Source organism: Arthrobacter sp. P1_B9, from assembly GCF_056406495.1.
In genome coordinates this window covers 325,959-346,226 of sequence record NZ_JBFUAA010000004.1, presented here as the reverse complement: position 1 = coordinate 346,226, position 20,268 = coordinate 325,959, and the positions used below count along the sequence as shown (strand labels likewise).

Below are 20,268 nucleotides of genomic sequence, written 5' to 3'. Positions count from 1 at the left end.
GGTTGATCGGGTTTATCACCGCCTACGCCTCCGGGACACAGCGGCCCGGTTCGTCCAACGTGAACTTCCTCGCCGGCCAGACAGTCGCGAACTCCGTCACCGTACCCGTCGGCGCCGACGGCAAGGTCACCTTGTTCAACCGCTCCTACGGCACCACCCATCTCATTGCCGACGTCTCCGGCTACTACCTGCCCGGGGTCCCGGACGTGCCGGGGGCGTTCGTCCCGACGGAACCGTCCCGCTTCCTGGACACGCGGACTTCTGCTGCAGTGCGCCCGGACGGGAGCGTGTCCTTCCAGGCCGGCGGGGCCCACGGGATTCCGGCGAAGGTTTCCGCCGTGACCTTCAACCTCACCGTCACCGAGCCACGGTTGATCGGGTTTATCACCGCCTACGCCTCCGGGACACAGCGGCCCGGTTCGTCCAACGTGAACTTCCTCGCCGGCCAGACAGTCGCGAACTCCGTCACCGTTCCGGTCGGCGCCGACGGCAAGGTCACCTTGTTCAACCGCTCTTACGGCACCACGCATCTCATTGCCGACGTCTCCGGCTATTACCTGCCCGGGGCATCCAGAAACTCGGCTCTCACCTGGGGCGACAACCGCTTCAGCCAGCTCGGCAACGGCACGACGCCCTACCGTTCCACCCCGGCTGCCGTGAGCGGGCTGAGGGGAGTCAAAGCCCTTGCAGGGGCCGGGGGTACGAGTTACGCGCTGCTGTCCGACGGGACCCTGCGTGCGTGGGGCTCGAACGAGTACGGCCAGCTCGGCAACGGCACCACCAGCAGCAGCACAACGCCTGTCCAGGTCAGCGGCCTCACCGGCGTAACGTCCATCGCCGCCGACTGGTCCACGGCCTATGCGCTTCTGAAGGACGGGACCGTTCGATCGTGGGGTTCCAACACGAGTGGCGAGCTCGGCAACGGCTCGGTCTACGCGAGCAGCAGTCCCGTCCAGGTCAAGGGCCTCACCGGCGTTACCGCCCTCACCGCAGGCTCCGGCGCCGCCTACGCGCTGCTAAAGGACGGGACCGTCCGGTCCTGGGGCTACAACTGGGGCGGCCAGCTCGGCAACGGCACCACCGCCAACAGCTACGTGCCCGTCCAGGTCAAAGGGCTCACCGGTGTAAGGTCCATCGCTGTCGGGTCGTCCACGGCCTACGCGCTGCTGAACGACGGAACCGTTCGCGCCTGGGGGTTCGACAACGGGGGCCAGCTCGGCAACGGCGGCGGCGCAGACGACGGCCGCACTCCGGTCCAGGTCCAGGGCCTCACCGGGGTCACGACGCTCACGGCTGACGGTGGAGTCACCTACGCGCTGCTGAAAGACGGGACCGTCCGTGCCTGGGGCTATGGCTCGAGCGGCCAGCTCGGCAACGGCACCACTGGCAACAGCAACGTTCCCGTCCAAGTCAAAGGACTCAACGCGGTCGCTTCCATTACGGCCGGAGGAGGCACTGCCTACGCGCGGCTGTTGGACGGGACGGTCCATGCCTGGGGCGGCAACTGGTACGGCCAGCTCGGCAACGGCACCACCGGCGACAGCAACGTGCCAGTCCAGGTCGACGGGCTCACCGGCGTTAGCGCCGTCACTGCCGCCATCGGCACCGCATACGCGCTGCTAAACGACGGGACAATCCGCGCCTGGGGCGGTAACCGAGTCGGCCAGCTCGGCAACGGCACCCACGCCGACCGCAACATCCCCGGCCCGGTCAAGACGATCTCCGGCGCCACCTCCATCACCGCCACTGCGTTCTCGGTCTTCACTCTGCTCGCGGACGGGACTGTCCGTGCCTGGGGCGACAACTACGACCGGCAGCTCGGCGTCAGTGGCACAGCGCCGTTTAGCAGCTTGCCTGTGGGCATTTCGGGGTTGTCGGGTGTGGCCATGGCCGCACAGGGCGCCGCTACCAAATATGCACTCCTGGCTGACGGCACAGTCTGGGCGTGGGGCAGCAACTCGAACGGCCAGCTCGGCAGCGGCATGGCCATCTACGACTCGAGTGTTCCGGTCCGGGTCCGGGGCATCACGGGAGCCGTGTCGGTCATGGCGGACGGCGGCACTGCCTATGCGCTGCTGGCGGACGGGACCGTCCTGGCGTGGGGAGAGAACTCCAGGGGCCAGCTCGGCAACGGCACAACGACCGACAACAGCACGCCCGTCCCGGTTCAGGGCCTGGCCGGCGTCAGCTCCATCACGGCGAGCAACGGCACCGCCTACGCGCGGCTGTTGGACGGAACCGTCCGCGCGTGGGGCGGCAATCAATTCGGCCAGCTCGGCGACGGCACGACGGACCGCCGCAGCATCCCCGTCCAGGCCAAGGGTCTCAGCGGGGTGACGTCGTTGAAGGTCAGCCTGTCAGAGTATGTGGTGGTCTATGCGGTGCTGGGCGACGGTACCGTCCGCGCCTGGGGGAGCGGCACTTCCGGTGAGCTCGGCACTGGCACGATGACCGACAGCACAGTGCCGGTCCAGGTCGCCGGCCTCGCCGGCGTGGCCTCCATCGCGACGGGCAAAGGCACCGCCTACGCACTGCTGAAGGACGGAACGGTCCGCGTCTGGGGCAGCGGCGGGTACGGCCAGCTCGGCAACGGCACCAACGACGACGCCAGCACGCCTATCCCGGTCAAGGGCATTATTGGGGCCACCTCCATCGCGGCAGGAGAGTCCGCCGCCTACGCGCTGCTGCGCGACGGCACCGTTCGCGCCTGGGGCAACAATAGGCTCGGCGAGCTCGGTGACGGCACCACCAGCTACACCGGTGCCCCCGTCCAGGTCAAAGGACTTACGGGCGTGACATCCATCACGGTCAACGGACGCGCAATATTCGCTTTGATGAGCGACAAATCCGTCCGGGCCTGGGGTGCCGGCCCCCATGGGCAGCTCGGCAACGGCGCCACTGCCGGCACGAGCACGCCCGTCGAGGTCCCCGGCCTCATTGGTGTTGCGAGCCTCTGGCCCTAGGTGAAGCCGCCACGGACGTTGCCAACGGCCGGCCGCCGTCGGCGGTCTGGCCGCAGATTCGCGCAGAGCCTAGAATCGGGCTAGGCGCACCGGGCCAAGGCACCGGCCGGACACGCCCGCCGGAGATCACGTCCATGTTCCAGCGGTGCCGATAGGGGAGGCCCGCCATGGCAGTCATCAACAGGACCATCAGTTCGCTGCCGCGGGAACGCGCGTCCCGCGGGGAGTCCTGACCGCCATGGACACCATGGGAAAACTTGAAACGGAACAAAAGTACGACGCCGGGACCTCTGCGGCGCTGCCGGATCTGCAGGAAATCGAGGGTGTGGACCACGTCGCGGAGCCTGTGACGGATCAGCTTGAGGCTGTGTACTTCGATACTCCGGCCCTGGTCCTCGCGGCACGGCGCATTACCCTGCGGCGCCGCACGGGCGGGGCGGACGAGGGCTGGCACCTCAAGCTTCCCGCCGGGGCGGACCAGCGGGAGGAGATCCATGCGCCGCTGGGGCAGCCGGAGACCGTTCCGGAAGAACTGTCCGACCATCTGCAGGTCCTCATCCGGGGCGACGAACTCGTGCCCGTCGCCCGGCTGAGTACGCGGCGCACCACCTACCGGCTTTACGGGCCGGGCGGTGAGCATTTGGCCGACTTCGCCGACGACCACGTTCACGCCGAGGCCCTGCGGCCGCCGGGGCCGGCCGTCGACTGGCGTGAATGGGAGCTCGAACTCGTCCACGGTACAGCGGGGCTCTTTGAGGCTGCCGCCGCGACTCTGACGTCTACCGGAGCCGGCCACTCCGCTTATCCTTCCAAGATCGCCCGTGCCCTGGGCGATGCCTGGCCGGCCGAGTTCAGTCCCCGGACTCCAAAGCCCCGGAAGAAGGGACCGGCGGTCGACGTCGTGACCGCCTATTTAGACGCGCGGATTGGCGACTTCATCGCCAATGATCCGGGTGTGCGGATGGGCACACCGGATTCCGTCCACAAGATGCGGTCCGCGACCCGCCGGGCGCGCTCCGCCCTGGCCACCTACCGCAAACTCTTCAAACGCTCAGCGGTGCGGGAACTCCAGGCTGAACTGAAGTGGCTGGGCCAGATCCTGGGTCCGGCCCGCGATGCCGAAGTCATGCTGGAGCGGCTTCGCCAGCACATCCTGGAGCTCCCGGAAGAACAGAGGTCCGGCCTCTTGGCCCAGATGATCGATCAGGAGCTGGTCGCAGCCCACGACGCAGGCTACAGAAACGTCCTGGAGACCCTCCGGACCGGCCGCTACTTCCGTCTCCTGGGCTCCCTGGAGGACTTCCGGGACCACCCGCCTGCCAAGCCACGCGCCTTCCGGCCCGCGCGCAAGGTGACGGCCAAGCTGGTCAACAAGGCCGCAAAGCGGGTGGAGCGTGCCCGGAAGGCCGTCAAAGGCTCGGCCGACACGGCCGCGCGCGACACAGCGCTGCACGAGGTCCGAAAAGACGCCAAGCGCCTCCGCCACGCGGGTGAGTCGGTCTTGGAGATCCACGGCAAGCGCGCCGCCAAACTCACCAAAGCGGCCGGACGGCTCCAGACAGTGCTCGGCGACCATCAGGACAGCGTCATGGCGACCGCCCTCCTGCGCAGACTCGCGGCCACCCCGGACCGGCCCGCCGATACCGACCTCGGCTTCGAGGGTTTGCTGGAGATGGAAGAACGCATTGCCCGGAAGACGGAGAACAAAGCCCGCAAGGCAGGGAAGAAGCTTCGCCGCTTGCGGCTGCGACCCTGATCCTGGACGCGTCGAGTGCTGCATCGCCGTCGATGAAGCTGAGGACCTCGCGGTCGTGTTCGTTCATGCCCAGTGCCTGGGGGACCTCAGCGACGCCAGCATTACTTTGTGCCCTCCGAAGATGGACCGTGACGTTCCACCGCCAGCGGGCGCATCCGTGTCAGGATCAGTCATGACCGACCGCCTGATGCTCCTCGACACCGCGTCGCTGTACTTTCGCGCGTTCTACGGCGTGCCCGACACGATCCGCCGCGCCGACGGCACCCCGGTAAACGCTGTTCGCGGGCTGCTCGACATGATCGCACGGCTCACCACCGACTACGGTGCGACGCATCTCGTCGCGTGCTGGGACGACGATTGGCGCCCGCAGTGGCGGGTAGACCTCATCCCGAGCTACAAGGCGCATCGGGTCGCCGAGGAGGTGGCAGGCGCCCCCGATGTGGAGGTGGTGCCGGACGCGCTCGAGGCGCAGATTCCGATGATCCGCCGCGTGCTCGAGCTCGCCGGCATCGCCGTCGTCGGGGCTGCCGACCACGAGGCCGACGACGTCATCGGCACCTACGCCAGCCACGCCGAGCTTCCGGTCGACGTGGTGACGGGCGACCGCGACCTCTTCCAGATCGTCGACGACGCCCGTCAGGTGCGGGTGGTCTACACCGCGCGCGGCATGAAGAACCTCGAAGTCCTGACCGACGCCGACGTCGTCGGCAAGTACCGTGTGCTGCCCGTGCAGTATGCCGACTACGCGACCCTGCGCGGCGACACCTCCGACGGGCTGCCAGGCGTCGCCGGCATCGGGGAGAAGACCGCCGCGTCGCTGCTCGGCGAGTACGGCACGCTCGACGGGCTGCTCGCGGCTGCCGCGGACGCAGCGAGTGGGCTGTCCACCGCAGTGCGGTCCAAACTCGCCGCGGCGGCGGACTACCTCACGGTCGCGCCCACCGTCGTGAAGATCGTGCGAGACCTGGAACTGCCGACGCTTGAGGAGGCAGGCGCGCAGTTGCACCCTGTCTCCGGCGGTTCGCGGGCCGAGCTTGAGCGTCTCGCCACAGAATGGAACCTCGGCGGTTCGGTCAGCCGGCTCCTTGAGGCATTCGACCTGCGTCGCTAGGGAAGTCCCTGGGGCGTGTGGGCAAATGCCGGGGCGAAGGCGCGATCCGGACCGCACCTCCGCCCTCCGGCGGCCTGTTTTCAGTGTTTCTTGAAAGCGTCCTTGACCTTTTCGCCGGCCTGCTTCAGGTCTGCTTTGACCTGATGGCTCTTGCCCTCGGCCTTCATCTTGTCGTCGCCGGTGGCTTTGCCGGCCGCCTCTTTGCCTTTGCCGTGGAGTTTCTCGGCGGCATTGTGGATCTTGTCACTCAGGCCCATGATGAACCTCCTTATTTATGTCGCCCCCGCGACGTGAATGCCATGGAGGCCACACTTAATTGTAGGGACGGAACCGTGGAAAGCGGGGGCCATTTGGGATGGTCCGGGCCATTCCCGGCTCCGGGACAACAATCCAGGTCAGGCGATCACGGTTCCAGAATACAAATGCCGCCATCCGGAGTTATTCGGGCACGGACCATTGGCAGCGGTGGCAGTGCGCCGGCAGAAGCGGCGGTGTTAGTCGGCAAGAATGCGGTAGAGCGCGCGGCGGGTGTCATCGATTACCGTCATTGCGGCACTGCGTTGTTCCTCGGTTGCCGAGAAGCGGAATTGGTGGATGACTCCCATGAGTTTTCCGACGCTTTGGTGAAACGCCGGCCCGGATCCCTCCGGGTCGGTGTTCCAGGCGTTCCCCAGCTCCTCGGCGTGATCGGCCACGTAGGCCTTGCCCGCATCGGTGAGGGTGAACTCGGTGCGCCGGCCATCACCTACGGGCGCAATGAGCTCTTCATCAACGAGCTGCTGGAGCGTCGGGTAGACGGACCCCGGGCTCGGACGCCAGGCGCCCGAGGTTTTTTCCGCAATGGTCTTGATCAGCCCGTAGCCGTTGGACGGTGATTCGGCCAAGAGGGACAGAATCGCCGAACGAACATCGCCCCTGCTGGCCCGCCGCGACCCGCCGGGGCCAAAACCCGGTCCGAAGCCCGGTCCGAAACCCGGTCCAAACCCGCGGCCCGGTCCGAAACCACCGTGTCCGTGGGGGCCGCGGCGGCTCCTGCCGCGCCCGAAGCGTGCCTGGGCGGGTCCGCCCTCCGTGAATTTGTCGTCATGCATGCCTTTCATAGCGGCATCGACCTTCCCAATCAGTTGAAATCAATAATGGTCGCCGATTGTTCGGCGATAATTAACGATATATCGGTGAGTATCGGCGGTCAAGAGTCGATTCACCCCGCATCCGCTGACTCACGGACGCTGCCAGCCGCTGGTGTACAGGTCACTGACACAGCAGGTCATCGAGCAGCCGTTGCACATGCTCGGGCCGTTCGATGTTCGCGAAGTGGCCGCAATGCGGGAGTGTCACCATCTGGACGCGTGGGATTATCGCGGCCAGCCGGAGCAGGTCAGAGGGTGGAGTGAACACATCGCTGTCCCCGCGGATCGCCAGCACCGGACACAGAATGCCCCGCCACTGGCCAAAATCGTAGTGCGCAGCGGCCCGGGCTGCCGCGGAGAAACCGGCCGGCCGGGCGTCCTCGCCAAGCCCTCGAAGCACCCCCGCGGAGATGGATGCGGGTTCTGCGAAAAACGGGGACAACAGCGGCCGCATCACGGCGGTAGACCCGATTGCACGGACCAGCGCGGGCCCTGCCGGGCCGAGGGCTGCCGCGGCGCGCATGGCCAGCAGCATGCCCAGAAACATCGGGAACCGGAACAGGCTGCGCAGTGGCTTGCCGGCCGCTTCGGACACGCCGAACGTGGTCGCCGAAATCGCCGTCACGCTGGCGGTCCGCCCGGGCCACGCCGCGGCGATGTGCAATGCCAGGAAGCCTCCCATGGAGTGGCCCACCAGGTTCCACCGCCGGTAGCCGAGCGAGGTCAAAGTACCGGTGACGGCGCGTGCCATCGCTTCGATGCTCAAATGCGCCATCCGGGCGTCCTGCGTGGACTCGCCCCAGCCCGGCAGGTCTATCAGCACCCGGTCATGTGCCGGCGCCGGGTAAAGAAGCTCCCGGAAGGACGTCCAGGAGCCCGCGGCGCCATGGAGGTAGACATCCGCCGTCCCGGATACGGCGTGCGGGCCCCCGGTGCCCTCCTGGACATGCACCGTGCAGGGGCCCAGCTCCGTGGCAAGGGTGCGCCGCCGCAGCGTGGCAGCCCCCGTACTTGCGGTTTCCTGCTGAACACCCATGGTCACCTTCTGTTCGTGGACTTTGAAGGTGATTCGGAGCGGCGGGGGCGCAGGACCGGACGCGAGGCTCCAGGCGGTGGAGGCCGGTGCGGATCAGGGCCTCCGAGGCCGCCGTTATCCGTGGCTCGGGGGAGGCGGTGGTCCGGCCGTCTCGGCCTGGCCGAACGTGGGGACCGTTGTCACGGATCCCACGTTCGGGAGTGCGTGGCGGGTGGCGTGCTCGATTTCGTCGTGGATTGTGGCAAGTTCGCCCAGGTCGGTGATCGTGGTCAGGGGGATGGAGACCTCGACGTGAAGCCGGTGGCCGGACCAGCGCAGCCGGGATGTTGCGCCCGCGGGGGCGTGGGCAGTGACAACCGCCGCCAGGCGTTCCGTAAGGTTCGGGTCCACGCCGTCCATGAGCCTGCGCCCGATGTCGCGAATGGTTCCCCAGAGGAGCACGGCGATGGCTGCGGAGATGAGCAGGCCCACGATCGGATCTGCAAGCGGAAATCCGAGCCATATGCCGATGACTCCGGCGACGACGGCCAGCGAGGTGAAGCCGTCGGTGCGGGCATGAATGCCATCGGCGACGAGCGCGGCGGACCCGATCCGCCGTCCCACGCGGATCCTGTAGATCGCGACCAGTTCGTTGCCGGCAAAGCCCACGAGGCCGGCGGCGAGCACCCAGCCCAGGTTCTGGACGGGTTGGGGTTCGAAGAAGCGCCGGATGGATTCGACGGCGGCCACCACGGCGGAGAGCGCGATCATCGCCACAATGAACAGCCCTGCGAGGTCCTCGGCGCGGCCGAAGCCGTAGGTGTACGTCCGGGTCGCGCGGCGGCGTCCGAGCAGAAAGGCGATCCACAGCGGAACGGCGGTCAGGGCATCGGAAAAATTGTGGACCGTGTCCGCCAGCAACGCCACGGAGCCACTGATGAGGACGATGACCAGCTGGAACAGCGACGTGGCCCCCAGTCCGAGCAGGGAGACCTTGACGGCGCGAATGCCCTGGGAACTTGTCTCCAGGACGGAGTCGATCGAGTCGGCCGAGTCATGGGAGTGGGGCACGAAGAGCTCCTGCAGCCACCCCTTGAAACCGGTCGCGTGGACATGGCCGTGCGGGCCGTGGTCGTGGTGATGGCCGTCGTCGTGGGCATGTCCGTGCGCGTGCGGGTGGACATCGTGGCCGGGGTGCGGGGGCCGGTTCATGCGCCGGCCTCCCTTGTGGGGCTGTGCGGGGCTGTGCTGTGATGCGGGGCCGTGCCGAGGGTGTGTTCGGCCTGGTGGATGGCGTCGGCCACGAGCTGCCAGGCGTGCCCGTCCTGCAGGCGGTAGTAGACCTTGGTGCCTTCCTGGCGGGTGGCGACCATGCGCGCCAGCCGCATCTTGGCCAGATGCTGGGAGACCGCAGCCGCCGATTTCCCGGCCTTTTCGGCCAGTACGTTGACGGGCAGTTCACCGTGGCGCAGGGCCAGGATGAGCCTGACCCGGGTGGCGTCGGCCAGCATGGCAAACACCTCCACGGCCAGCTCGACGTACTGGCTGTCCGCGGTGAGCGCGCAAGCCTTATTATCTGCATTCATACGCAGATACTTACATATAACCCCGCTCCACTCAAGACGATCGAATCAACGGGATACCGTTAGTGGCCATCAGGACGATTCCGGCGCGTCCGGATGCCGAAGGCTCAACTGCTTGGCGTGGAAGTCGAAATGAAGCGTGGGGTAGGCGTAAACATCGTTGAGCGTCATCAGCGGCGTGAAGAAGGGGTCCCACCTGTCGGGGAACGGCATCGACCTGGCGAGGGACTGCGGGTTCTCATGTTCGAGCCGGCGGGAGAGCGCGGCGATGGTTTTATCCAGTTTCCGGCTCATCCTGCGCCTGTTGTAGACGAGGGCGGCGGCCCGGGAGCCCCAGTAGTTCACCACATCAAAAGGACCGGTGCCCGCGTTGAGGACAGCAGCGAATGCCCGGCCCGCCGGGCGGGGGAGCCGGCTGACGACGTGGACCAGCGGAAGCAAGGCGCGGACCACCATGTAGCCGAAGACCATGTGGAAGAGCAGTTCCTCGTTGGTCCAGCGGGTGCCCGCACTTTTGCGGCCGAGGTCCTTGGGCGCCGCGTCCTGCAGCAGGGCGTCGAGGTGGCGGCGGGCGCGGCTGTACCCGGCCAGGATTTCGTCCATCGTCGGCTCCACAATGTGCCCTCCGGTGTCGCGGGCCCGGTCAGTTTCCAGCCAGCTCCGCATGCAGTTTCCGGACCCGGGCCATGATGTCGTCCCGGACCAGGCGCATGCGCTCCATGCCTTCGATGCCGCGTTCGGAGGGCTCGTCCGTATCCCAGAACTCGAGCCGCTGGCCCTCGCGGGGCTCGACCTTAGCCTGGTTGCCCAAGACGATGACGACGTCGGCCGCGTCCAGGACCTCGTCGGTGACGGGCTTGGGGTATTCGCCGGTGATGCCGATGCCGAGTTCATTCAGAGACTCCACGGCCTGGGGGTTCAGCGACTGACCGGGCTTGGTCCCGGCGGAGTGCACCGTGACGCTCCCATCGGCCAGATGGTTCATCAAACCTGCGGCGAGCTGGGACTTTCCGCCGTTCTTGCTGCAAACGAACAGGACGGTGGGCGTTTTCGTGGTCTCGGTCATGCGTTTGATTCTTCCTTCTCTGAGCTGGGTTCGTGGAGCAGTGATGCGGCCGGTCGGTCTTCGCCGGAGCGTCCGTGGGACAGTCCGGTGGGGAAGCCGACGAGCACCGGCTCGGGAGCGGCGCAGCACGAGGACTCTGATGCGGTGGCGGCGGCCGCCGGAACGTCGCAGCTGGTGCCGGCGTCGGAGGAGCAGACGCCGGTTTCGGGGAGTTCGAGCTGGACGGTGTCCGCGGCCTCGCGGTCGCCGGCCAGGGCCGCGGCGACGGAGCGGACCTGTTCGTAGCCGGTGGCGAGCAGGAATGTTGGCGCACGGCCGTAGGACTTCATGCCGACGATGTAGAAGTCCTTGTCCGGGTGGGCCAGGAGCCTGGCGCCGTGCGGTGCAACAGTGCCGCAGGAGTGGAACTCCGGATCGATGAGCGGGCCGAGCTCCACGGGTGCTTCGACGGCCGGGTCGAGGTTCAGGCGGAGTTCGCGCAGGATGTCCAGGTCCGGGCGGAAGCCGGTGCAGGGGACGACGACGTCGGCCTCGAGGGTGCGTCCGTCAACGGATTCCACGGTCACGCCGGAATCCAGGGCTTTGAGGGAAGCAATGCCGAAACCGCTGTGCAGTTCGATGGTCCCGGCCTCGACGAGGCGGCGCAGGCGGGCACCGAGCTGGCCGCGGGCGGGCAGCCCGTCAGCGTCGCCGCCGCCGTAGACTTTCTCGGCGGACGCGCCGCGGACCGCCCAGAGGATCCGGGTGCCCGGTTCGTCCTTGGCCAGGTCCGCGAGGCTGATCAGGGTGTTGGCGGCGGAGTGGCCGGCGCCGACGACCAGGACACGGCGTCCGGCGAAAGCGCCACGGTCACGGCCCGTCACGTCAGGGAGCGGCGAGGAGATCCGGTCCGCGGCGGAGTCCTCGCCGATGGCGGTAAGCCCGGAGGTCCCCAGCGGGTTGCGGGTGGACCAGGTGCCCGAGGCGTCAATGACCCCGGCCACGGTGTGGTCGCGGGTTCCCCCGTCCTGGTGCTGGACGCGGACGACGAACGGTGTGATCTCGCGGTTACGGGTGTGGGTCTTGTCCATGCCTGTGCGGGTGACGGCGATGACTCTGGCGCCGGTCTGCAGCCGGGAGCTGATGGCCGGGAGCGCGGCCAGCGGGGCCAGGTACCGATCGATGAGTTCCCCGCCGTAGGGCAGCGCGGTGGGCCGGGGCGCCTCCCAGCCAGCGGCTTCGAGCAGGCGAACGGCGGCGGCATCGATGTTGAACCGCCACGGTGAGAACAGCCGGATGTGGCGCCACTGCTCGATCGCGGCGCCGGCGGAGGGGCCGGCTTCGAAGATCAGCGGTTCGAGTCCGCGTTCGATCAGGTGGGCCGCGGCGGCCAGTCCCACGGGGCCGGCGCCGATCACGGCAACGGGAAGGTTCTTCGTCAAATCCATGGGTGTCCTCTTTCATCCGTTGTGGTGTTGCGGTTGTTTTCGGTTGGCCCTGCCGGCCGGGGTTGGGCCGGCAGGCGCCGGTGTTGGGTTAGCAGCAGTCCTGATCCTCGTCGTCGCAGCATCCGTCGCTGCAGCATCCGGTGTTCATTCAGCTCACCCCCTCTCCGTCCTCTGTCAGACGTGTGGTGCTGGCCCTTACTTGGCGGCAGGGGTCAGGGACTCGATCAGGTCCTCGATGCGGGTCTTGATCTCGTCGCGGATCGGGCGTACGGCTTCCACGCCCTGGCCTGCCGGATCCTCCAGGACCCAGTCCTCGTAGCGCTTGCCGGGGAAGTAGGGGCATTCGTCGCCGCAGCCCATCGTGATCACGACGTCGGATTCCTTCACGGCCTCCGTGGTGAGGATCTTCGGGATTTCGGCGGACATGTCGATGCCGAGCTCCGCCATGGCCTCCACGGCTGCCGGGTTGACCTTGTCCGCGGGCTGGGATCCGGCGGAGCGGACCTCGATCCGGCCCTCCCCGAGGGTGGTGAGGAAGGCGGCGGCCATCTGGGAGCGGCCGGCGTTGTGGACGCAGACGAAGAGGACGGAGGGCTTCTTGGCGGTTTCTGTGCTCACGGGGTTTCTCCTGGAATCAATGAGGTGAGTGGGCGATACAGTCTGGAGTCTTGCGCCCGGTTTGAAACTCTCAACCGAACATTGATGATGATCGATATAGAGAGTATCGGGCTATAGATTGATGAATGTCAATATTTGTTCCCGGCGGATTTCTGCGACGGACCTAGGCGGCGGTTACGCGGGGTGCAAGGTCATTGATGCGGCGGGTGATGTCGTTGAACGCCATGTCGAAAGCTTCTTTGGTGCCCGGGCGCAGCGGGTCCGGCACCGACCAGTGGATTCCAGCCAATCCGGGCAGTTCCTCGTGGGCCTTGTCGCAGACGGTCACGATGAAGTCGCCCTCGTCTGCCACCTGGATCAGGGTGCGCGGGGGAAGGTCCGCAAGGTCCAGGCCATGACGGCGGGCGACGTCGATAGCGCCTTGGGCGATGCGGTCTGCGGGATGCGTTCCCGCCGACGTCGAGGGAATTTCACTGACCTGCTGCCAGAGAGCGGCGGCCAGTTGGGACCTGGCGCTGTTTCGTGTGCAGACAAACAGGACGCGGCGCGCCCCGTGTTCGGCCCCCGGCACCAGGCCCTCCAGAGCGCCGGCAGCAAGCCGGATATAGCTGCGGCGCCGGTCGGCTTCGGAGCGGTGGCGGGTTGCCAGTCCGGCATCTTCCAGCGTGCGCAGATGGTGGGACAGCAGATTCGACGGCATCCCCAGCTCGGCCTGCAGCTCCGTCGGGGAGAAGTCCCCGAGGGTCAGCAGATCAACGATGCGCAGCCGCGCAGGATCGCCGAGGGCTGCGTGCCTGGCTGCCCGCGCCCGAAAGTCCTCTGCTGCCTCAATATTCATTGATTCAATTTTGACTGAATTAGTTCCTTGGATCAAGCTGTTGCCATGACTTCAAACCAGCCGCCGCTGTGGCGCCGCGCCATCGCCGAACTGCTCGGTACCAGCCTGCTCGTGGCCATCGTCGTCGGCTCCGGGATCGCCGCGCAGCAGCTCTCACCCAGTGACGTTGGCCTGCAGCTGCTGCAGAACAGCACCGCCACAGTGCTGGGCCTGACGGTGCTGATCCTGGTGCTCGGGCCTGTGAGCGGCGCGCATTTCAACCCCGTGGTCTCCCTCGCCGACTGGATCCTGGGCCGACGCGCCGGTACCGGCCTGACCCTGCCGGAGCTGGGCACCTATGTGGTTGCCCAGACCGTGGGTGCGGTCAGCGGCAGTATGGTCGCGAACGCCATGTTTGAGGTGGGCACCTCCATCTCGTCCAAGGAGCGGGCAACACCGGGGCATCTCCTGGGTGAAGTTGTCGCCACTGCGGGACTGGTCCTGCTGATCTTCGCCTTGGCTGCCACCTCCCGCGGCGCCCTTGCCGCGCCGGCGGTGGGCGCCTACATCGGAGCCGCGTACTGGTTCACGTCCTCGACCTCGTTCGCGAATCCGGCAGTGACGGTGGGCCGCATCTTCAGCGACACCTTCGCCGGCATCGCACCGGCCTCAGTTCCAGGCTACGTTCTGGCGCAGCTGATCGGCGCAGCAATAGGAATTGGCCTTCTCCTCATCCTGTTCCCGGCCGCGGCCCGCATCGCGGACGGCGTCGTCCTGGCGCACAGTGCCGAAACCGCCCGCTCCTAGCCTTGGCCGGCAGCCGAACAATGCCGCCCCCACCCAAAGCGGATCTGCGCCGGGTCGACCGACCCGAGCTCCCGCGCCCATACATTGATGATTGTCAATATCAGGGCATAATGGGTACATGAAGTTGTTGCCTGTACTCGAGCCGGCCACGGATGAATCCTGCTGCACCCCGGCAGGGCCCCCTGCCCTGGGTGCCGAGGAAGCCCAGCAGAGGGCCCTGGTTTTCAAGGCGCTGGCCGACCCGAACCGGCTCCGGCTGCTCTCCATCGTCAAAGCTGGCGAGTCAGGGGAGGCATGCGTCTGCGACCTCACCGAGCCGCTGGACCTGGGCCAGCCCACGGTCTCCCACCACCTGAAGGTCCTGGTCGAGGCCGGGCTGCTGCACCGTGAAAAGCGCGGCACCTGGGCCTACTACTCCCTGGTGCCCGGCGCGCTCGAGCAGACGGCCGGGCTCCTGGCGACGCTGTGACCGCGCAACAGTCCGCGGTGACGATCCGCTCCATGCACGAGGACGATTGGGCGGCCGTCCGGGGAATCTACCGCGAAGGAATCGCCACCGGCCACGCCACCTTTGAGGCGGAAGTGCCGGACTGGGAACGCTTCACCAGTTCCCGGCTTCCCGCGCACCGCCTCGTCGCCGAGGCTCCCGAGGGCGGGATCCTTGGCTGGGCGGCTGTCGCCGCGGTGTCAGCGCGGCCCGTTTATGCCGGCGTGGTCGAACACTCCGTCTACGTCGCCGCGGAAGCCCGCGGCAAGGGAGTCGGGGCCGCGCTGCTTCAGGCCTTGGCCGCATCGACCGAACGATGCGGGATCTGGACGATCCAGGCCAGTGTCTTCCCCGAAAACGAAGCAAGCCTGAAGCTCCACCTCGCGAACGGATTTGCCGTCGTCGGCCGGCGGAACCGCATTGCCCGCATGAGCTACGGCCCCAGCGAAGGGCAATGGCGGGACACGGTGCTGATCGAGCGGCGCTCCCCGGTCGTCTAGGACCCCGCCCCGCCGAACCGCTGGAAGGATGCGCTTTGCTGGGCAAGCCGGCGCATGGCCAGGAGTACCGGTTCCATCAGCAGTGTCCCAAGAACCACGTGCCTCATTGCGGCCTCGGCCGAATCGGTGGGGACACTTTCGAGGTCGGCCGCGGCGATGTCCCGCATTGCCGCGGCGTAGCGGTCCAAGAGCGCAGCCGACGCATCGAACCCGGCATCTGAGAGCCCGCGCAGGGCCTCCACCAGGGCGGCCTGCGTATCGCGGTCGCATGTCTCCGCGCCCCATCCCCAGCGGTCCAGGAGCCGCTGTGCCGAGGAAAGGTCGACGTCGTCCGGTGCGGTCCGGGTGACCGCGTGGTGCGCAATTCCGAGCAGATCGTGGCCTGACTCCGGCGGGCTCTCCAGGCCAAGCAGCACCTGGCGGGTGGCGCTGATGCTGAGCCCGGCGGTCCCAATGAGTGCCCGGATGAGCTTCAGCCGCCGAACATGCGAGTCGTCGTAGCGGGCCTGCGTCGCGGACGTCAGCACGCCCTCGTGAAGCAATTTCTCCCGAAGGTAGTACTTGATGGTGGCCACCGGAATCTCAGTAGCGGCGGCCAGCTGTGAGATGCGCAAAGATTCTCCTTGACTTGGATAGTCGCACTCGCCAATATTGGGGAGTAGTGGTATCCAGTTAGGAGAATAGTATGGCACGCATCAATGCTGGACGTTTCACTCACCGCCATTCCGGTGATTTGGTGGTCTTCCTCATCGGCATGCGCATCAACAGTCCCTGGCGTCCGGATCTCTGGCTGCCGGTGTTCCTTGCGATGCCCCGGATGCTGACCGAACTCTTCCGGGAGCCGGGGTCCGGCCTCCTTGGTTGCCGGTTTGCCCTCGGAGCCGGCGGGCCGGTCATTGTGCAGTACTGGGACTCGGTGGACAAGCTGTATGCCTACGCAAGTGCGCCCCAATCCGAGCACAGGCCCGCGTGGGCTGCCTTCAACCGCCAGGCAAGGAAGGTCCCAAAAGCTGTCGGCATCTGGCATGAGACCTTCCAGGTAAGCAGGGCCGAGAGCATGTATGTCTCTATGCCTACCGAGGGTCTCGCGCAGGCCACAGAGCTTCTGCCCGTGGGGCCCGGAAGCCAGCAGGCGAAGGACCGGCTGTCCAACCCGGGCTGAGATGACCGATGCCTTTCCGGATCATGGTTTGGTCGGGGAATCCGGCATACGGCAGCGGGCCGCGAGCCCCGAGAGCAGGATGGTGATTCCCTCATCCAGTTCGGCCATCCCGTCGTAGTCGGCGAGGACCGGGGCGAGGGCGCGGAGGCGGGGGAATTCCTTCGGTGGCAGGCGGTGCAGCCCCAGCCGGAGAAGGGCCTCATTTTCCTCGGGGTCGACGACGAATTCCTGCAGTTCGTTGAGGATGTGCCCGTAGAGGTATCCGTAGTAGGCGCGGTAGACGTGCAATGCGTCAACGGGGGCGAATCCGGCGTCGATCAGCAGGGACAGGATCTGCTCCAGCGGACGCAATGTTCCCAGCGGCCGCAGGCCCAGGGGCGTTGACAGGGGGCGGGTCACGAGGAGGGGCACGACGTTGGGGTGCCGGAGCGCCAGGAGCCGCAGGTCGTGGGCAATGCGCCGGAGCTGCGACTGCCAGTCGGGATCATCGGGAATGATGGCCAGTTCGTTCAGCACGAGTTCTGAGACGCCGTCCAGCAGGGCTGCGCGGTTGGCGGCGTAGCGGTACAGGCTCATGGGATCCCGCCCGAGTTCCTGCCCGAGCCTGCGCATGGTGAGGGCGTCGAGTCCCTCGGCGTCCACCAGTGCCAGTGCCGTCGACAGGACAATCTCCCGGCTGAGGCGAGCCTTCTTGCCGGGAGCCGCAGGGGGCGCCGGGTGCTCTTCGGGCGACATGGTTTTCCGTTCGGGTCGGTAGAGAGTGGTTACAGTTCCGGGATGAAAAGCCGGTTGCTTAATGTGTAGTCTACGCCTACAGTCTACATCGTAGAGAAGTTGCATTGGCTGGTTTCCGCAGGATGTGGACCGCCAGCCCAGCAACGCTTTATTCCCGGATCTGCGGTGACGCAGCAGTGCGGGATCTTGCTTCATCGCCCCGTGCATGGCCTTGACGCTCAGCTGCTGTAGCCACACGGCGGCACACAATGCACCGCGAAGAAACGAGCCACTCATGGCAACTTCCCAATACGACCAATTCCTGCAGGAAGCCACCACCCGGGACCCTGCATCCGACCACGCACTGGGCCGGGACTGCCTCTACGGGCTCTACACCAGCTGGTGCTTCCTGAGCCAGACCGCGCCCCGCCCCGAAGATGCCTTCTGGGCGGCCATGAAAGAAAAGCAGATCCATCCCAAGCGCAACGGCCTCCGCATGAAAGGACCAGCCGCGGCGGACTACATCCTGGCCAGCTACCCGGGCCTGGTCTGACCCGGATGACAATCACGTCAAGCACGTACTTGCCCCGGGATGCCCACCAGCCCCGAGGGCGGCGGCCTTGGTGTGCGACATGTGAGACCGACCGGCACCTGCTCCTGGACTCTGTCGCCACCTTGAATCCGCAGCAGGAAACCCTCGCGGCCGCCATCAGCTGCACCAACTGCGGCAGCTCGCACGTGGTAGCTACGACTGCGGCGTTTCTCGCAATCATCCCGGCGCGGAACGGGAACAGCGGCGGTGCCATGCACCGGGAGGACGCCTACCGCCACTGCCAGGAGCCGATGTCCGCAGTGGACCCCGAGCGGCGAAGTGCCCACCGGGCGGTTTCCACACACGCCGGGAGCCCGGATGTTCTGGGCGACTATCTCCGGACGCGTGTTCTCCGGTGCCGGTGCGGGTTCCAGATGGAAATACCCCGCCCGTGACAGTCAGCACCCTCCGGGGTCTGTATCCAACAAAGTATTAGGGGCACACCGTTTTCAACCACAGCACTGCCACCACCGGAGCCTCCGCGGCCCACAATCAACGACCCGCGCTGATGGACATGGATCTGTCCCCGCAGGGACTCGCGGATGCCCCGGCGAACGAAGTCGACCCGGACAGCCTCGTCTACACCGGCAACAGCTAAGGGGCTGCACCCTTGGGGCCCCTCCGGCCGTAACCCCGGGGCGGGCTCACTTCGACGCACTTTCACCGGCCGCAGCCAAAACCGCTGAGGCCCACGTAGGAGAAAACATGAAGATCCCTGACGCGCGCGGACCCATAAGCCGTGGCCTTTTCCGGCTTCTGGCCGACGGGACCGGAGATGATTCCGCAGCCCAGGGCACGCTGCGCGATCTCACCGAGCTCATCAACGGGCAGCTGGCACTCGCCGACGACATCATCGACGACGGCGATGTGCAATTGACCCTGTTCTGCCTCTACGAGCTGCACTACGGCGGCTTGGATGGGGTGGACGACCGCTGGGAATGGAACCCCGGGCTGATCGCACTCCGGCAGCTGCTGGAGGGACCGTTCGAGCTGGAGCTGCGGTCCGTGGCCCGCTCGTCCGCCGGATCAGTCCAGCCTGCTCCTGCCGCCGGCCTGGACAGCGACGCGGTGGCGGACATTTTGTTCGGGCTCGCGGGCCAGGACGGTGGACCGGGCATGTCCCGCCATGTGGCGAAGCTGGCCACCCTCGGGCAGCTCCGTGAATTCCTGGTCCACAAATCGATCTATCAGCTCAAGGAAGCCGATCCGCACACCTGGGCGATCCCGAGGCTGACCGGGCGGGCCAAGGCTGCGCTGGTGGAGATACAGGCTGACGAGTACGGCGGAGGCCGCCCGGACCGCATGCACAGCGCACTTTTCGCCCGGACCATGCGAGGGCTGGGGCTGAACGATGTCTACGGCGGCTATGTGGATGCCGTCCCGGCCATCTCTCTCGCCGCGGTCAACATGATGTCCCTTTTCGGCCTGAACCGCAGACTGCGGGGAGCCATCGCAGGGCATCTGGCGATCTATGAGATGACGTCCTCCCGGCCGAATCAGCTGTACGGCAACGGTTTCCGGCGTCTCGGATTCGGGGCCGATGTGACCGCGTACTTCGATGAGCACGTCGAAGCGGACGCCGTCCACGAACAGATCGCGGGCCGGGATCTCGCCGGAGGGCTCGTGGAGGCAGAACCGGATCTCCTTCCGGACGTCCTGTTCGGCGCGACGGCGGTGCTCGCCATCGACGCCCGACTCACCGCGCACATCATGGGGGCGTGGGAGAGCGGCACGTCGTCGCTGAAGCCGCCTGTCCCCGCCGGGGTCTGACCCGGGCACGAACCCAGTCAGGGAGCATCTATGAACCAGAACCCGCAGGAATCGTCCAACGACGCCGCCATTGTTATTTGTCCCGATGGACCGATCCTGGTCCGCGGCGAGTTTGAGATCGTCACCCCGTCCGGGGGAGCAGTGCCGCGGTCGCGCAAAACAGTCGCCCTGTGCCGCTGCGGCGCGTCCGCGATCAAACCCTACTGCGACGGCACCCACAAATTGATCGGGTTCCGAACCGAATTCCCTGCCACCCCGGGGACGAGAGAAGCGACGTGAGGCACCCCGGGAATGGTTGGGGATCTGTGGCACTTATCGCCGGATTCGTGGCCTCCGGTGACCGGAGTACGAACGCTTTGGACACCCGGCGCCTCACTCAAGGCGCCGGCGTCGTGCTCCGCAGTGTGGGCTGGGTGAGGGCGGCCGCGGCGCAACGAACAGGTAAACAGCGGGCGACTTGAAAAAGAAAGCATATTTTTTAGGAAATATTTGACTCACTCTTTGAGTCGTGGCACGCGCGCGGAGAGTTTGTGTAAGCGCTTACATCGACCGGGGTATGAGCCGTTTTGGTGTCTGAAATGTGGTTTTGAATCCTCGCCGGCACTGTCTACGGTGATGAACGTCCAGGAGGTCAGCACCCTCCCGGGCCACCGACGGGGCCCTACCGAGGTCCCGTCCCCTCGACACGATGGCGTCCTCGATGACGCCTGCGGTGTCATCGGGGCTGCCGGAGTTTCGGGGAATGAGGGC

Annotated in this window: 22 protein-coding genes; 10 read left to right on the top strand and 12 right to left on the bottom strand. The window is 66.7% G+C overall.

Annotated elements, in window-relative coordinates; translation table 11 throughout:
* The 3 genes from AC1D1A_RS08820 to AC1D1A_RS08810 form a co-directional block, all read left to right on the top strand.
* Window positions 1-2,963 (top strand): RCC1 domain-containing protein (locus AC1D1A_RS08820; protein ID WP_476947545.1); only part of this gene is annotated, 2,963 nt, incomplete at its 5' end.
* A gap of 247 nt (window positions 2,964-3,210) precedes the next feature.
* Window positions 3,211-4,719, top strand: coding sequence for a CYTH and CHAD domain-containing protein (locus tag AC1D1A_RS08815; RefSeq protein WP_476947544.1), 1,509 nt, complete (start codon window positions 3,211-3,213; stop codon window positions 4,717-4,719).
* 172 nt (window positions 4,720-4,891) lie between these two features.
* Window positions 4,892-5,830: a 5'-3' exonuclease gene (locus AC1D1A_RS08810; RefSeq protein WP_476947543.1), complete on the top strand. Its 939-nt coding sequence runs from the start codon at window positions 4,892-4,894 to the stop codon at window positions 5,828-5,830.
* Window positions 5,831-5,910: 80 nt separating this feature from the next.
* On the opposite strand, the gene AC1D1A_RS08805 is transcribed toward AC1D1A_RS08810, so the two are convergent.
* The 10 genes from AC1D1A_RS08805 to AC1D1A_RS08760 form a co-directional block, all read right to left on the bottom strand.
* Entirely contained in the window at window positions 5,911-6,087 is a 177-nt protein-coding gene (locus AC1D1A_RS08805) for a CsbD family protein (RefSeq protein ID WP_223914801.1), read from the bottom strand.
* A 237-nt stretch (window positions 6,088-6,324) separates the two neighbouring features.
* Window positions 6,325-6,930, bottom strand: a complete 606-nt coding sequence (locus AC1D1A_RS08800) for a PadR family transcriptional regulator (protein WP_476947542.1) — start codon at window positions 6,928-6,930, stop codon at window positions 6,325-6,327.
* 151 nt (window positions 6,931-7,081) lie between these two features.
* Window positions 7,082-7,996, bottom strand: coding sequence for an alpha/beta fold hydrolase (locus AC1D1A_RS08795; protein ID WP_476947541.1), 915 nt, complete (start codon window positions 7,994-7,996; stop codon window positions 7,082-7,084).
* Between the two features lie 114 nt (window positions 7,997-8,110).
* Entirely contained in the window at window positions 8,111-9,187 is a 1,077-nt protein-coding gene (locus AC1D1A_RS08790; protein WP_476947540.1) for a cation diffusion facilitator family transporter, read from the bottom strand.
* Entirely contained in the window at window positions 9,184-9,561 is a 378-nt protein-coding gene (locus AC1D1A_RS08785) for an ArsR/SmtB family transcription factor (protein ID WP_223914797.1), read from the bottom strand. Before AC1D1A_RS08785 ends, AC1D1A_RS08790 begins: the two co-directional genes overlap by 4 nt.
* A 69-nt stretch (window positions 9,562-9,630) precedes the next feature.
* Window positions 9,631-10,173: a DinB family protein gene (locus AC1D1A_RS08780; RefSeq protein ID WP_476947548.1), complete on the bottom strand. Its 543-nt coding sequence runs from the start codon at window positions 10,171-10,173 to the stop codon at window positions 9,631-9,633.
* A 28-nt stretch (window positions 10,174-10,201) separates the two neighbouring features.
* Window positions 10,202-10,624 (bottom strand): arsenate-mycothiol transferase ArsC, encoded by a 423-nt coding sequence (locus tag AC1D1A_RS08775; protein WP_476856052.1) that lies wholly within the window; start codon window positions 10,622-10,624, stop codon window positions 10,202-10,204.
* Complete coding sequence (locus AC1D1A_RS08770) at window positions 10,621-12,051, bottom strand: FAD-dependent oxidoreductase (protein ID WP_476849995.1); 1,431 nt, start codon at window positions 12,049-12,051, stop codon at window positions 10,621-10,623. Before AC1D1A_RS08770 ends, AC1D1A_RS08775 begins: the two co-directional genes overlap by 4 nt.
* A gap of 195 nt (window positions 12,052-12,246) precedes the next feature.
* Complete coding sequence (locus AC1D1A_RS08765; RefSeq protein ID WP_476849994.1) at window positions 12,247-12,669, bottom strand: arsenate reductase ArsC; 423 nt, start codon at window positions 12,667-12,669, stop codon at window positions 12,247-12,249.
* 163 nt (window positions 12,670-12,832) lie between these two features.
* Window positions 12,833-13,507 carry an arsenate reductase/protein-tyrosine-phosphatase family protein gene (locus AC1D1A_RS08760; protein ID WP_476947539.1) on the bottom strand — a complete coding sequence of 225 codons (675 nt, stop codon included), beginning with the start codon at window positions 13,505-13,507 and terminating at the stop codon, window positions 12,833-12,835.
* 45 nt (window positions 13,508-13,552) lie between these two features.
* On the opposite strand from AC1D1A_RS08760, the gene AC1D1A_RS08755 reads away from it, so the two are divergent.
* The 3 genes from AC1D1A_RS08755 to AC1D1A_RS08745 all read left to right on the top strand — a co-directional run bounded on the left by AC1D1A_RS08755 (window position 13,553) and on the right by AC1D1A_RS08745 (window position 15,280).
* Window positions 13,553-14,293: an aquaporin gene (locus tag AC1D1A_RS08755; RefSeq protein ID WP_476947538.1), complete on the top strand. Its 741-nt coding sequence runs from the start codon at window positions 13,553-13,555 to the stop codon at window positions 14,291-14,293.
* A gap of 118 nt (window positions 14,294-14,411) precedes the next feature.
* Window positions 14,412-14,762: an ArsR/SmtB family transcription factor gene (locus AC1D1A_RS08750; RefSeq protein ID WP_459383543.1), complete on the top strand. Its 351-nt coding sequence runs from the start codon at window positions 14,412-14,414 to the stop codon at window positions 14,760-14,762.
* Between the two features lie 32 nt (window positions 14,763-14,794).
* Window positions 14,795-15,280, top strand: coding sequence for an N-acetyltransferase family protein (locus AC1D1A_RS08745; protein WP_476932389.1), 486 nt, complete (start codon window positions 14,795-14,797; stop codon window positions 15,278-15,280).
* Here AC1D1A_RS08745 and AC1D1A_RS08740 read toward each other — a convergent pair.
* Entirely contained in the window at window positions 15,277-15,894 is a 618-nt protein-coding gene (locus AC1D1A_RS08740) for a MerR family transcriptional regulator (RefSeq protein ID WP_476947537.1), read from the bottom strand. The two genes, AC1D1A_RS08745 and AC1D1A_RS08740, sit on opposite strands and share 4 nt — an antisense overlap.
* A 71-nt stretch (window positions 15,895-15,965) precedes the next feature.
* On the opposite strand from AC1D1A_RS08740, the gene AC1D1A_RS08735 reads away from it, so the two are divergent.
* Window positions 15,966-16,442 (top strand): DUF4188 domain-containing protein, encoded by a 477-nt coding sequence (locus tag AC1D1A_RS08735; RefSeq protein ID WP_476947536.1) that lies wholly within the window; start codon window positions 15,966-15,968, stop codon window positions 16,440-16,442.
* Window positions 16,443-16,463: 21 nt separating this feature from the next.
* Here the strand turns inward: AC1D1A_RS08735 and AC1D1A_RS08730 are convergent, their stop codons facing one another.
* A complete protein-coding gene (locus AC1D1A_RS08730; protein ID WP_476849988.1) occupies window positions 16,464-17,177 on the bottom strand; it encodes a TetR/AcrR family transcriptional regulator C-terminal domain-containing protein in 714 nt (237 codons plus the stop codon).
* Window positions 17,178-17,451: 274 nt separating this feature from the next.
* Between AC1D1A_RS08730 and AC1D1A_RS08725 the strand changes: the two genes are divergently transcribed.
* From AC1D1A_RS08725 to AC1D1A_RS08715, 3 genes are all read left to right on the top strand, one after another.
* Complete coding sequence (locus AC1D1A_RS08725) at window positions 17,452-17,709, top strand: hypothetical protein (protein ID WP_230010808.1); 258 nt, start codon at window positions 17,452-17,454, stop codon at window positions 17,707-17,709.
* A 744-nt stretch (window positions 17,710-18,453) separates the two neighbouring features.
* Window positions 18,454-19,518 carry an iron-containing redox enzyme family protein gene (locus AC1D1A_RS08720; protein WP_476859570.1) on the top strand — a complete coding sequence of 355 codons (1,065 nt, stop codon included), beginning with the start codon at window positions 18,454-18,456 and terminating at the stop codon, window positions 19,516-19,518.
* A gap of 30 nt (window positions 19,519-19,548) precedes the next feature.
* Complete coding sequence (locus tag AC1D1A_RS08715) at window positions 19,549-19,797, top strand: CDGSH iron-sulfur domain-containing protein (protein WP_476849986.1); 249 nt, start codon at window positions 19,549-19,551, stop codon at window positions 19,795-19,797.
* Window positions 19,798-20,268 lie beyond the last annotated feature (471 nt).